General features: G+C 39.2%; 14 protein-coding genes, 1 pseudogene and 1 other annotated feature. Of the genes and pseudogenes, 5 read left to right on the forward strand and 10 right to left on the reverse strand.

Translation table 11 applies throughout. The annotated features are described in order from the left end of the window. Position 1: 1 nt before the first annotated feature. The 4 genes from ACEN4L_RS04025 (at position 2) to ACEN4L_RS04040 (ending at position 2,367) form a co-directional block, all read left to right on the forward strand. The gene (locus ACEN4L_RS04025) at positions 2-1,084 is read left to right on the forward strand and encodes an iron-containing alcohol dehydrogenase family protein (RefSeq protein WP_407096060.1); all 1,083 of its coding nucleotides are present in this window, start codon (positions 2-4) and stop codon (positions 1,082-1,084) included. Between the two features lie 123 nt (positions 1,085-1,207). Further along, a complete protein-coding gene (locus tag ACEN4L_RS04030; RefSeq protein ID WP_407096061.1) occupies positions 1,208-1,795 on the forward strand; it encodes a hypothetical protein in 588 nt (195 codons plus the stop codon). Positions 1,796-1,870: 75 nt separating this feature from the next. After that, positions 1,871-2,098 carry a type II toxin-antitoxin system RelB family antitoxin gene (gene relB, locus ACEN4L_RS04035; RefSeq protein ID WP_407096062.1) on the forward strand — a complete coding sequence of 76 codons (228 nt, stop codon included), beginning with the start codon at positions 1,871-1,873 and terminating at the stop codon, positions 2,096-2,098. Next, on the forward strand, positions 2,098-2,367 hold the full coding sequence (locus tag ACEN4L_RS04040; RefSeq protein ID WP_407096063.1) for a type II toxin-antitoxin system RelE family toxin: 270 nt from the start codon (positions 2,098-2,100) through the stop codon (positions 2,365-2,367). The genes relB and ACEN4L_RS04040 overlap by 1 nt, the downstream gene beginning before the upstream one ends. Positions 2,368-2,447: 80 nt before the next feature. Here the strand turns inward: ACEN4L_RS04040 and ACEN4L_RS04045 are convergent. Further along, positions 2,448-3,313 (reverse strand): annotated as a pseudogene (locus ACEN4L_RS04045) (NmrA family NAD(P)-binding protein). Positions 3,314-3,819: 506 nt separating this feature from the next. Between ACEN4L_RS04045 and ACEN4L_RS04050 the strand changes: the two are divergent. Further along, entirely contained in the window at positions 3,820-4,575 is a 756-nt protein-coding gene (locus tag ACEN4L_RS04050; protein ID WP_407096064.1) for a DUF975 family protein, read from the forward strand. 155 nt (positions 4,576-4,730) lie between these two features. Here the strand turns inward: ACEN4L_RS04050 and ACEN4L_RS04055 are convergent, their stop codons facing one another. The 9 genes from ACEN4L_RS04055 to ACEN4L_RS04095 form a co-directional block, all read right to left on the reverse strand. Continuing rightward, positions 4,731-5,327: a sigma-70 family RNA polymerase sigma factor gene (locus tag ACEN4L_RS04055; RefSeq protein ID WP_407096065.1), complete on the reverse strand. Its 597-nt coding sequence runs from the start codon at positions 5,325-5,327 to the stop codon at positions 4,731-4,733. A 78-nt stretch (positions 5,328-5,405) separates the two neighbouring features. Continuing rightward, positions 5,406-5,933, reverse strand: coding sequence for an NYN domain-containing protein (locus tag ACEN4L_RS04060; RefSeq protein WP_407096066.1), 528 nt, complete (start codon positions 5,931-5,933; stop codon positions 5,406-5,408). Positions 5,934-5,969: 36 nt separating this feature from the next. Continuing rightward, positions 5,970-6,827: a 23S rRNA (guanosine(2251)-2'-O)-methyltransferase RlmB gene (gene rlmB, locus ACEN4L_RS04065; RefSeq protein WP_407096067.1), complete on the reverse strand. Its 858-nt coding sequence runs from the start codon at positions 6,825-6,827 to the stop codon at positions 5,970-5,972. Beyond that, positions 6,814-7,224, reverse strand: coding sequence for a Mini-ribonuclease 3 (locus ACEN4L_RS04070; RefSeq protein WP_204212173.1), 411 nt, complete (start codon positions 7,222-7,224; stop codon positions 6,814-6,816). The genes rlmB and ACEN4L_RS04070 overlap by 14 nt, the downstream gene beginning before the upstream one ends. Before the next feature lies 1 nt (position 7,225). After that, a complete protein-coding gene (gene cysS / locus ACEN4L_RS04075; RefSeq protein WP_407096068.1) occupies positions 7,226-8,632 on the reverse strand; it encodes a cysteine--tRNA ligase in 1,407 nt (468 codons plus the stop codon). 43 nt (positions 8,633-8,675) lie between these two features. Then, positions 8,676-9,206, reverse strand: coding sequence for a serine O-acetyltransferase EpsC (gene epsC / locus ACEN4L_RS04080; protein ID WP_407096069.1), 531 nt, complete (start codon positions 9,204-9,206; stop codon positions 8,676-8,678). 247 nt (positions 9,207-9,453) lie between these two features. Continuing rightward, positions 9,454-9,668 (reverse strand) — a binding site (T-box leader). 9 nt (positions 9,669-9,677) lie between these two features. Continuing rightward, on the reverse strand, positions 9,678-11,150 hold the full coding sequence (gene gltX, locus ACEN4L_RS04085; protein WP_407096070.1) for a glutamate--tRNA ligase: 1,473 nt from the start codon (positions 11,148-11,150) through the stop codon (positions 9,678-9,680). A gap of 151 nt (positions 11,151-11,301) precedes the next feature. Further along, a complete protein-coding gene (ispD, locus tag ACEN4L_RS04090; RefSeq protein WP_407096071.1) occupies positions 11,302-12,009 on the reverse strand; it encodes a 2-C-methyl-D-erythritol 4-phosphate cytidylyltransferase in 708 nt (235 codons plus the stop codon). A gap of 12 nt (positions 12,010-12,021) precedes the next feature. After that, entirely contained in the window at positions 12,022-13,134 is a 1,113-nt protein-coding gene (locus ACEN4L_RS04095) for a PIN/TRAM domain-containing protein (protein WP_407096072.1), read from the reverse strand. Positions 13,135-13,189 lie beyond the last annotated feature (55 nt).

Consider the following 13,189-nt stretch of genomic DNA (forward strand, 5'->3'; position numbering starts at 1 on the left):
CATGCGTTTGAGTCAAGTTGTTCGTCCAGGACCAGGTCAATTTTTGAGTGAATCAGGAGCTTTAAAGTATTTAGACGGGAAGCTGACGGCTTTTCAAAAGCCCGTTGTGATTACGGGAGAGTTGTCTTATGCAGCTTTTCAAAAGCACTATCCTGGTTCGCTGGATTTGCCGGTATATCGCTACGATGGCACAGCTTCCCATGAAGATATGGAACGTCTGTCCAAATTAATCCAAGGAACGGATTGTGTAGTCGGAATCGGCGGCGGCCGAGCATTGGATACCGCAAAAGGCACAGCTGAACTGCTGCAGGTCGAATACATGACCATTCCGACAGTCTTAGGAACTTGTGCAGCTTACACTCCGCTATCCGCTGTTTATCATCCCGATCACTCATTTAATGTGGTCGACTATTACGAGAAAGCCGCTACGCTTTGTTTGATGGACCTAGATTTGCTGATCGAATCGCCTCAAAAATACTTCATGGGCGGAATTGGAGATACATTGGCAAAATGGTACGAAGCAGAAGGCATCACTCGTCACGTCGAAGGAGATCTGCCAGCAATGGTGGAAGTTGGGCTGAAAACCGCTAAAGTGACACAAGAACTGTTGCTTGCCGACAGTCAAGAAGCTTTAGCCAGCATGGAACACGGTGAAGTGACCGCTGCGTTTAAGCGTGTTGCCGAAGCTGTTGTAGCTATTGCCGGAACAGTCGGCGGATTTGCTGGAGAATACGGCCGCATGGCGGGGGCTCATGCAGTTCATAACGGGATGTCCTTGGTTCCCGAAACTCATGCTTACGAACACGGGGTCAAGGTAGCTTATGGAGTACTGGTGCAATTATGGGCTTCCGGAGATGCAGAAGAAGCTCTGAGATTACTGCCTTTCTATAAAGAAAACCACTTCCCTCACCGTTTAGCTGACTTCGGAGTGGAAGACTATTTATTGGAGAAAGCAGAAAGAATCGCCGAATTTGCGGCTTCAGATGCTGAAACCTTTAACTTGGCTGTTCCAGATGTCACGAAAGAAATGGTGTTTAATGCGATGAGAGCTGTGGAAGAACTTTCTGAGACGGTGACTGTTTAAAACTAAATGATGCTTTTGATGTTCATGAGTTAAAATTCATGAACATCTTTTTTTGTGCAGAAAAATAAAACAGATAAAAAATGCGTACAGTTATAGAGAAAGACAAAAATTTGAGGTGATAATATGGGACAAGATTATTGGATATTAAATGCAGACAAAAAATTGATGCTCGATCCGCTTCAATATGATGCAGGAGGAAAAATGTTTGAACACTGTTTTATGGGAAAAAGTTATTTGTATGAATTGCTCCATTTACTAGCAAATGAGTGGAAAGGGGATTGCGTATTTAATAGTGGGGATTATGCGACCGATTTCCCTGAAAAATACAATCATAGATATCAACGCTATAACGATAGTATACTCAACTATAAAGATGAATGCGATGGCAGTTTTAGAGTACTGACTAAAGATTCTGCTAAACAATTACCTGCTAGGTGGGAGACCTTCATTCAGCAGTATGTATTTGTTAATTATGATCAAAATATTTATTGTACCATCGACTGTTGTCCTGCTACTCCTACAAGGCAGATTTGCCCAGTTCCGCTCTTACTATCCAATAGTGACACTATTTCAGGTGGCGATTATGCTTCTTTTAGCGACTGTGACCAAGTTGGGAGCTGGCGATATAACCATGTGGGAGTAGAATTCAAACATTGGGAGAATCTATCTTTTATGACACAAGTGGACTATAAATTCACTTACTGGTCTTAATAGAACATATTGAAGGCCGTCCTCTTTACTCCTGTATTGCTTTGTAATACAGTAAAAAAAAAAGAGGTGTTTTCGATGGCAATGATCACTATCCGTGTAAAAGATGAAGAAAAAGAATGGTTGGAATACATGGCAGAGTTTTATGGAATAACCTTATCTGATTTAATGAAAAAATACTCTATGGAACTATTAGAAGATGAATACGACAAGCAGATTGCCGAAATTTCCCGCAAAAGATGGATAGAATCCGGTAGAGAAACAGTTTCGATGTCTGAGATTTTAGATGAATTTGGAGAACTCTGATGCCGTATAAACTGCTTTTTACAAAAAATGTCCAAAAACAACTCAGAAAAATGGATCAGTTTCAATCTTGTCTCATCACGAGTTGGCTATATCAACACATCGATGGAATAGATGATCCGAGAAAGCTAGGTAAAGGACTGACCGCCAATCGCTCTGGTTATTGGCGTTATCGAATTGGCAACTATAGAGTACTTTTAGACATCCAAGATGACAAAATGATTGTGTCGGCTATTCAAGTAGGTCATCACAAAAATATTTACCATAAATAGCACAAAGCATTCTTTAAAATTTTGAGAAAATGTAATAAACAGCCTCGCACCAAAGATCACTTCTTCAATACGAGGCTGTTTTAGTTTTCCTTCTTAATGCCTTCTTGAATAAACCACTCCATTGCTTGCGGGTCGTGACCGGTAATGAATTTGAAGTCTTCCGTGACGGTATCCAACAAGCCCATTCCGCCTGCTTTGTACATCGAAGCCAACTCTCTTCCCATGCCATCTTCATTGTACATTTCCGCAAATTCTTTCAAGGAAACTGGCTCATAACCGATTTTTTCTCCCGTCACCTCACTCAACACCTGACTTAATGCCACCATATCGTAGTTACGCGATTGAGTCAGCAAGTAACTTGCCCGTTATTCCGCAAATGAGTGTTTAGAGCTACTTTAGCAATCGCTTCGGCACTGTCTTGTATGGTAATAAAGGACAACGCTTGGTCTTTCACCGGATAAATAATATTTTCACGTTCAATCAATTCCGACAAATAAGGTACCAATGGATCTGCATACAAAGCATTTTTTACAACAGCATACTGGATGTCTAATCCCGCCAAGCGTCTCGGTGCGTACGCATAGTAAGACGACATTTGAAACGGATTGTTTTCTTGATCCGCGATGAAGCCGACAAAAACGATATTTTTGATACCGCTCTCTTCCACTGCTTGCAACGTATTTTCAAATTCCGTAATGCGCTGCAGCACATTATAAGTTTTACTCGGGATATAAACGAGCACATCCGTCTCTTTAATGGCCTTTACTATGGTTGCAGCATCTAAATACTCAATAGCGGTTACTTCAACCCCTTGTTTTTTGAGATTTTCCGCTTTTGTAAGGGTGTGAACCGCTGCTCGTACTTCATGAGGTGCCACTTGCTTCAACAGCTCTTCCACGACTCCGCTGTCTAAATGCCCGGTTGCACCTGTCACTGTATATTTCATTTGTTACTCCTCCTCTTTATGGCTTTTTTATTTTAATACAACCTTCTATTTTCATTAGAATTTACGACTCTCTCAAAAAAGCGACTTTCTTTTACAACTAGAAAGGCTGTACTTTTAATCCCTTTGAGTAGAAATCAGTTATTGATGGTTTTTTTAAAGGCATTTGGTTTATTTATACAGATGTCAACTAATGGTTGCTAAATGTAAACCAGCAGATGCGTTACTTTCCCGGGAAATATTGAGATAATGAAAGGACTAAGTTAAGGAGGGCAGGAAAAACTTATTTTTTTTAATCTTATTTATGAAGTCTTTTCTATCCATTATTCCGTTCTCATTTTGGCTATGCTAAATTTATAGGGTGCTACTTCATTCTGAGGCAGTTTACATTTAGGGAATCACTGTAAGACATCAAGTATAAGAAACGGTATATTTAACACGTTTTTTATGGTTATTTATGGTATATTATGTCTTGAGAAATAAAACACAATTAAGAGGAGTTATACATAATGAATGAGTATAAAACAAGAGCAGAATTGAAACAAGACGCTCGTGATATGTTAAGTGGAAGATGGAAAGACGCTGTATTGATGAACCTTATTCCCACTTTACTTATGATTGTTGCTATGGTAATTGTAGTAGTTGCCATTGTGATAGCCATTGAAACGATCGGTTATTCTCCCGAAACAGGGACATATTATGGTGATGATGGCGGAAGCGGCGGTGGAAGCAGTACTATCAGCGGCATTTTTACAACATTTATTTCTACCGGAATTTCATTTGCTTTCTTAAATGCTTTTCGTGATGCTAGTTACAAGATTCGTCCGTTAAAAGATGCATTCCAAGTATTTTCTAAAAAATACTTTTTAGGGGTATTGCTGATTTACATTATTTCTGGTCTTTTTACTTTCTTTTGGACTTTACTGTTTATTATTCCGGGGATTATTAAATCCTACGCTTACTCACAAGCTTACTTGATTTACAAAGACCACGTTGACCGTCCAGATTTGGAAAAAATCTCAGCATTGGATTGTATTACGGAGAGTAAGGAATTGATGCAAGGACACAAAGCGCGGTTCTTTCTTTTGGAACTAAGCTTTCTAGGTTGGATCTTACTTGGTGTTCTTACATTAGGCATTGGCTTTTTATGGATTTCTCCATACATGATCGCTACCAACGCAGCCTTTTACAACGATTTAGTTGGCAGTCCTTCTATTGAAGACAGTGAATGGAATGATGTTGAATGGGATGAATCGCTTAATTAAAAAAGACAATCCTTTAATTAATGAGTCCTGCTGTTATTAATCCGTTATAGAAAAGGCCTGTACTACGATTTTTCTATCGTAGCACAGGCCTTTAATTAACTTAGTATTTAAGAGTACTAAAAAGAGCAGACCTCTATTAGTAAGCGCTTACTAAATTATTTTATATTCATTATTAATTTCCTTTTGCATCTATCTAGTGCATTGACTACTCGTGCAACCTCACATTGAAGTTCTTGTGCTATCTCTTCTTTATCCATATTTTTCATGTATCTTAGAAAAACTTTGTATTCAAATTTTGATAAAGAATCATAGAAATAAGGAATATTCTCTTTTACTTCTAACGCTTGTTGAAAGTTCATTTCACCTGAAAAATTTTTTATGTAAGTCGGTGAAAAACCATTTTCTAACAAGCTGTCTAATGATTCTGAAACTTTTTCAATTCTTCTTTTTTTAGCCATGTCTTTGCGTAACAAGTTGATATAGTAATGCCGTAAATTTGATTTGAAAAAATTTCCAAAGGTGCAGAATCTATCTTTATCGTAGGCATGAATAGTCGTATTTAAAACAATTCTTGCTTCTTGATTAAAGTCCTCTTTTTCGTAACTCTTAATATAGAAATCATTGATTATAATTTGGACCATTCCTGCATGACGCTGAAATAAAGCTTCAAATGGACCATAGTCCCCTTCTTTTATGATAGAAAGCAATTCTTCATTACTTAAATGTTTATATAAATCATCTGCTTCGTTCACTATTTTTCCTCCAGCTCTAGATCGTCTATTTTTATTTAGCTCATTTTTAGTCTGCTCTTTTTTGGGATTCTCAAAATCCTACTTTTTCTCTGCTAAATGATCTCGATATTTCTCTAACGTATCTAATTGATGGTGGTTCCATGGTGAATTTCGGCGGTAACTTTGGCTATGTAAGGCTTTTGCATCATTTTCGATGGATTTCTTTGAGTATTGTAAATCTTTGTACAGCTCGTTGGCAGATTTACGCAACGCACCTTTTTGAAAAATGATCCATTGTTCGGCTAGATCACTGGTCGCTACGGTGACTTGTGTAATGAGCAAATTTTCTTCACCAACTACCCGTTCAATGTAACTGTCAGCGGTTTCACCTTCCTTAGTAAATATAACACTTAGTTGATATTTTGCATAGCTTTTTTGGATTCCGGGAACAAATTGGGCATCGAAAACTATGCGTACTTCGATGTCCTCATATTTTGCATAATTGGATAGTTCATGTAGCAATAAATCTCTGGCTTCTTCCATCTCATCTTGGTTTTTCAATTTTTCCAACATTGGCCAAGCGCCTATCATATTGTATCCATCTACGATCAGAACTTCTTTCTTCATAGCCTCGACCTCCCTTCTTTTCCCTTTTAGTTTGTTTTACAGTTTATTGCGTCCTCGGTAAACTTCGTACATCAATAAACCAGCTGCGACACTTGCGTTTAAACTTTGCACATGACCAGTCATAGGAATGGTAATAGTCCCATCCATTTGCTCTTTCACGAGCCTTGAGACACCTTTGCCTTCATTTCCAATAACAAGTCCCACTGGCAATGTTGCATCCCATTTGCGGTAGTCTTGGCCTTCCATATCTGTGCCATAGAACCAAATACCGCGTTCTTTCAAGTCTTTGATGGTTTGTACCAGATTGGTCACACGAACGACTGGAACGTGCTCAATGGCGCCTGTTGAAGCTTTTGCTACCGTTGCAGTCAATCCTACTGCTCGACGTTTGGGAATGATGATTCCGTGAGCTCCACTCGCATCTGCCGTACGCATAATAGATCCCAAATTGTGAGGATCTTCCACTCCATCTAATAAAATAAAGAACGGATCCTCATTCTTTTTAGCAGCAGCTTCAAACAGATCATCAATCGTTGCGTAAGCAAAAGCTGCTGTTCCAACCACAACACCTTGATGGTTTTGTCCATCTACTAGTAAATCTAGTTTTGATTTTGGCACGATCGAAATTTGTACTTTGCGTTTTTTAGCTAGTCCATGAATTTCTTCCATTTTAGCGCCAGAAAGACCTTCTTGTAAAAAGACTTTATTGATATCTCGTTCTGATTTCAATACTTCGATCGCTGGGATTCTTCCCATGACAAAATCGCGATCCTCTTCATTCTCTACCGCTTCTACGGAATCAATTTGTTGCGGACGTTTGTGCTGAGGACGACGGTTAGTCGTTTTTTTTCTATCTCGATCTCTATTTGACGATCGTTTATCATTTCTTGGCATCGTTTGTCTCCTCCACTTTCTGGATACACCAGTTGATCAATTCTTCCATACGTTCTTTTTCACCTGACAAATGCAAGTACCCCATCAACGCTTCAAACCCTGTAGAAATACGATACGTCGTAATATCTGCATTTTTAGCTGAAGTGTGGCTTTTAGCGTTTCTGCCTCGTTTGAACATGGTTACTTCTTCTTCAGAAAGCAATTCCGCTGATATCATTTCATGCATCAAAAAGGCTTGTGCTTTTGCGGATACAAAATGTGTGGCCATTCGATGCAATTGGTTGGGTCTGGTTTGCCCTTGGTTCACTAAATAATCTCTTATATACGTTTCATAAATGGCATCTCCAACGTAAGCTAATGCTAATCCGTTCAATAATGCCCAATTTTTTTCAGTCATGTTATCCTCTTCTCCATCTAGTTCCTTGCGGTGTATCATCTAAAACAATGCCTTCTGCTTTTAATAAATCTCGAATCTCATCGCTTCGTTGAAAGTTTTTAGCAGCACGAGCTTCGTTGCGCTCTACGATCAATTGCTCAATTTTTTTATCCAATAACGTTTCTTCTTCAAATGCGATACCAAAAATTTGCATCAATTCACTCATCAAGTTTTTCATGGCATCTAATACTGTTTTAGACACTTCGGCTTGTTCGCTGTAAATATTCATTGTTTTAGCCAATTCATAAACGATAGTAATTCCATTGGCCGCATTAAAGTCATCATCCATCTCACGAATGAAGTCTTGCTTAAAACGTTCTAACTGAGCTAATTTTTCAGTATCTGTTCCTATTGATTCTACAGCATCTTTCAAGCGATAACCAACATTTTCGTAAGCATGACGCAATTTGGTTAAATTATTTTCAGCTTCTTCAATAGTTGCCATGCTATAACTGATAGGACGGCGGTATTGTGTAGTCGCCATAAAAAAGCGCAATATTTGAGGGTCTACTTGTTTGATGATATCATGCACCAAAACAAAATTTCCAAGCGACTTACTCATTTTCTCGTTATCCATCGTCACAAAACCATTGTGCATCCAATATTTAGCAAATGGATGCCCTGTTTTGGCTTCGCTTTGAGCGATTTCGTTTTCGTGATGCGGAAAAGCCAAGTCTTGACCGCCTGCATGGATATCGATCGTATCTCCAAGGTATTTAGTAGCCATGACCGAGCATTCAATATGCCAGCCTGGACGACCCTTTCCCCAAGGAGAGTCCCAATTGATTTCTTCCGCTTTGGCAGCCTTCCATAAAGCAAAATCTAACGGATCCTCTTTTTTGGTATTTTCTTCGTCATTTAGACGATTGCTTGCACCCACTTCTAAATCATCGATCGACATATCACTAAGTTTGCCATACTCTTTAAATTTACGCGTACGGAAATAGACATCACCGCTTGCTTCGTAGGCATACTCTTTTTCGACCAACGCGTTGATAAATTCAATGATATCAGGCATATTATCCATAACTCGAGGATTGCTTGTAGCTTTTTCAACGCCTAGAGCAGCGGTGTCTTCGTAATAAGCATCAATAAATCTCTGAGCAACTGCGGGAGCAGTGATGTTCATTTCCTGAGCTGTACGAATGATTTTATCGTCTACATCGGTAAAATTAGAAACAAAATTGACATCATACCCGCGATATTCCAAATACCTGCGAACCGTATCAAAAGCTACAGTACTGCGCGCGTTTCCAATATGGATGTAATTGTATACCGTAGGACCGCAAACATACATTTTTACTTTGCCTTCTTCTAAAGGGACAAATGCTTCTTTTTGGCGAGTCAGCGTGTTATAGATTTTTAGCATGGATTACCACTTCCTTTTTAGGTGAGATTTTAATTCGTTTAGTTTAGTGTGCTACTCGTTGACCATTCAATTTGACGACTTTTGCAGGTATCCCTACAGCTGTAGCATTACTTGGGATGTCTTCCAGCACCACTGCTGAAGCGCCGATTTTAGAGTTATCTCCTATAGTGATCGGTCCTAAAACCTGAGTATGTGCGGATATTAAGACATTATTCCCAATCGTAGGGTGTCGTTTTCCTCTTTCTTTTCCGGTTCCGCCTAAAGTTACCCCATGAAACAGCACCACATCGTCTCCAATGATGGCCGTTTCTCCAATAACCAGTCCCATCCCATGATCAATAAACAATCTTTTTCCAATGACGGCTCCTGGATGAATCTCGATTCCTGTAAAAAATCTAGAAATAGTCGCGATTATTTTCCCCACCAAATACCATTGGTGCCGATAGAAAAAATACGCTGCTCGATGCCACAATATCGCATGAAACCCCGGATAAGTCAAGAATATCTCCAGCGTACTGCGGACTGAGGGATCATTCTGTTTTATCGTTTGAACCGTTTCACTTATAGTACGCATATTGGCCACCTTTTTTTCTTTTTTATGATTTATTTTTGGGGGAATTTATTAAACTAGTTTTTTTCTATCCGAGCTAAACGGGCCACTTCGCATCAGTCTAGGCGAGTTGCGGTCGCTAGACACTCGAGAAAAAGATAAATGCAATTGAGGATAAAGAACATCCTCTATTGCATTTCCTATTTTCTTGTCGCGTCTACCAAGCGACCTCCACATCCTGATATAAAAATAGCGTCTTTTTTGCTTTCACAAAAAAGACGCTTTGGCGTGGTTCCACTTTTTTTCATTAGTCGCTCAAAAAGCCACTAATCTCGGACAGGGTAACGGGTGTTAGCCGGTAGGTGTCTACTTGATTCGACACCACAACTCCAAGAGGCACTTCACTGAATTCGTGTCATCTGCTTCCACCCATACAGACTCTCTGAGGACACTTGTTCAGTTACTCTTTCTTATCATTGTCTTTAATGTATAGTTTTACGCTAATGTATTTAGAACTTCTTCTAAATGTTTTTTTGTTTTTTCGCGTCCTAATAATTCAATCGTTTCGTTTAATTGCGGACCGTGCATTTGGCCGGTTACAGCAATACGGATCGGCATAAACAAGTTTTTCCCTTTAACGCCAGTTTCTTTTTGAACCGTTTTGATTCCTTTTTTAACATTATCCGCATCAAATGGTTCAATTTCACTCAATACTTTATCAAATGCGGCTAATACTTCAGGAACGGTTTCGCCAGCTAGTACTTCACGCGCTTCGTTTCCTAAAGTTGGCGCTTCAGTAAAGAACAATTCAGATAATTCAACAATTTCTGCTCCATAACTCATTTGCTCATGATACAAGCTGACAAGGTTTTTCACCCATTGTTCTTGTTCTTCAGATAAGTTTTCTTCGATACGTCCAGCTTTTACCAAGTGCGGTTTTGCTAATTCCGTAACAGTATCCAAGTCTACATCTTTCATGTAGTGATTGTTGATCCATTCCAGTTTTTTCGCATCAAATGCGGCAGGCGATTTACTTAAGCGTGCTGAGTCAAAGATCTTAATCAGTGTTTCTTGATCAAAGATTTCATCTTCTCCAACAGGTGACCAGCCTAGTAAAGCAATAAAGTTGAACATCGCTTGCGGCAAGTAGCCTAATTCGCGGTATTGTTCGATAAATTGAAGAATACTTTCATCACGTTTGCTCAGTTTTTTACCTGTTTCACTGTTGATGATCAACGTCATGTGACCAAAAGTCGGTGCTTCCCAGTCAAACGCTTCATAAATCATCATTTGTTTTGGAGTGTTGGCAATATGGTCGTCTCCACGTAAAATGTGCGTGATTTTCATGTAATGGTCATCTACGGCTACTGCAAAGTTGTACGTTGGGAAACCGTCACGTTTACGGATAACAAAGTCTCCTCCAACACTTTCTGCTTCAAAAGAGATGTGTCCTTTTACTAAATCATCAAATGCATATGTGTTTTCTTTTGGTACACGGAAGCGAATAACCGGTACGATACCTTCTGCTTCTTTAGCTTTTTGTTCAGCTGCAGATAAGTTTGCACATTTGCCGCCATAGTGAGGCATTTCGCCGCGAGCGCGTTGTGCTTCGCGTTCTTCTTCTAACTCTTCTTCTGTACAGTAACACTTGTAAGCACGGTTGCTCATCAATAATTGGTCAATTAACGGATCGTAAATCTCTTTACGTTCCGATTGACGATATGGACCATATTTGCCAGGTTTTTCTGGACTTTCATCCCATTCGATACCCAACCATTTTAAATTTTCCAGTTGGCTTTCTTCGCCGCCTTCGATGTTTCGTTTTTGGTCTGTATCTTCAATACGAATAATAAATTCTCCATCATGATGACGGGCAAATAAGTAATTAAATAAAGCCGTACGAGCATTCCCAATGTGTAAATGTCCTGTTGGGCTTGGTGCGTAACGTACACGAACTTTTTTTGTCATAATGTATGTCCTCTTTTCTAAAAATAGAATGCCTTCAATTTAAATTAAAACCTTGTTGTCTTATCCACTTAAAGTTACCACGCAAATGTGACTTTGACAATTGTTAACTCTAAGATACTCGCTATCTAGATTGATTTTTCTGTTGCAGGAGTTAGTTGGATAACTGATGATGCAAAATAGCTTCGCCTGTTACCCAATCTTCTGGAGTAGTCATTTTTATATTGTAATAGTTTCCCGGTACGATCTTGATCTGTGAAAAAATCCGTTCCACAACAGACGCGTCATCTGTTCCGAAAAAGTTGTCGCTAGTTGCTTTTTCGTGAGCCTCCAACACTAGAGAACTGCGAAAAGCTTGCGGCGTTTGAGCTTGCCAAACACTTTCTCGTAAAATCGTTTTTTCAATGATCCCATTTGAAACCTGTTTGATTGTATCCTTTGGAGGGACGGCTAAAATAGCTCCTCCTGTTTGCTGCATACCTTCATTTAACTGATCGATAAAGTCCTGTTCAAGAAAGGGACGGGCAGCTTCGTGAATCATCACATACCCGTTTTCAGGATCTTTTAAATACTGTAAGCCATTGTATGAACTGTATTGTCGTTCAGAACCGCCGATAACCAGCGAGATAGGTTTATCTGTATTCGGAAATTCCGCTTCAATCAATTCTTCCAGCATCTCAACTTCATCTGGGTTGACCGTCACAATGATGTGAACGCAACAAGGATCTTTTAAAAAAGTTTCCATAGCACGTTCAATCAATGGTTTTCCCATTAATGACAACCAGACTTTATTTCGATCCTTCTTCATGCGTTTGCCTTGGCCAGCTGCTAATAAAATCAGCTCATAAGTTGTTTTTGCCAAATCCAATCGCTCCTATTCTTTATCGTTCAGTTTCTTTTGTGTATTAGCCGGTTTTGCAAAAATCATTCGACCAGCAGCCGTTTGAAGTGCACTTGTCACGACTACTTCAATCGTTTTGTTCATGTAGTGTTGTCCTTCTTCTACAACGACCATTGTGCCATCATCTAAATAAGCGACTCCTTGCGTCCGTTCTGTACCAGCTTTGACCATCGTCACTACCATACTTTCACCTGGGATAACGACTGGTTTTACTGCGTTAGCCAATTCATTGATGTTTAGAACAGGAACATTCTGGAATTCACATACTTTATTCAAATTGTAATCATTGGTCACTACTACTCCATCCAATAATTTAGCCAGCTTCACCAGCTTAGCATCGACTTCTTCGATTTCTTTAAAATCTCCATCGTAATTTTCTACTTTTAAGCCTTCTTCTTTTTGTAACGCATTTAAGATGTCCAACCCTCTTCTTCCACGTACGCGTTTCAAGCTATCGGAAGAGTCAGCAATGTGCTGCAATTCATGCAATACAAAGTTTGGAATCAAAATCGTTCCTTCTAGAAAACCTGTCATGACAATATCATACACTCGTCCATCTATGATCACGCTTGTGTCTAAGATCTTGTATTTGCGGAAATTGTCGTCTGCATTACGCTCTAAAACTTGGTTCTCGGATTCCTCAGTCTCTGGTTTGGGTTTCGTTTGGAATAACGTGCGGATTTCTTGGCGACGCGTTGTCCCTACTCGAAAGCCGAGGTAAGCCAAAAATATCGTCACTAATAAAGGCACTACATTGCTTAATAACGGCAATCCAAAAGTACTTAGCGGGATCGTAATAAGCCATGCCAACAGCAATCCTATAATTGTTCCGATACTGCCAGCAATCAAATACGATAAGCTTAACTGACTAATAAATTCTTCTGCTTTTCCAATAGCTCGTTCAACATATTTCACGGAAGGTAAAGATAAAAGATAAAAAATAAGTGCACCAATCAAAATATTCGTGAATACATTGTTGACTAAATTACTGTTGACGCCAATAATTTCCCAAAATAATGGCAAGAATGTTGCTCCGATACTTCCACCAATCAAGACAAAAACAAGCGAGATAATTTTTTTCTTCAAATATGTTCCTCCTTTATAAAAGCTGTACTATATTAATTAGTTTATCATCATTGAG

This window comes from Desemzia sp. FAM 23988, from assembly GCF_045528365.1.
Lineage (GTDB): Bacteria > Bacillota > Bacilli > Lactobacillales > Carnobacteriaceae > Desemzia.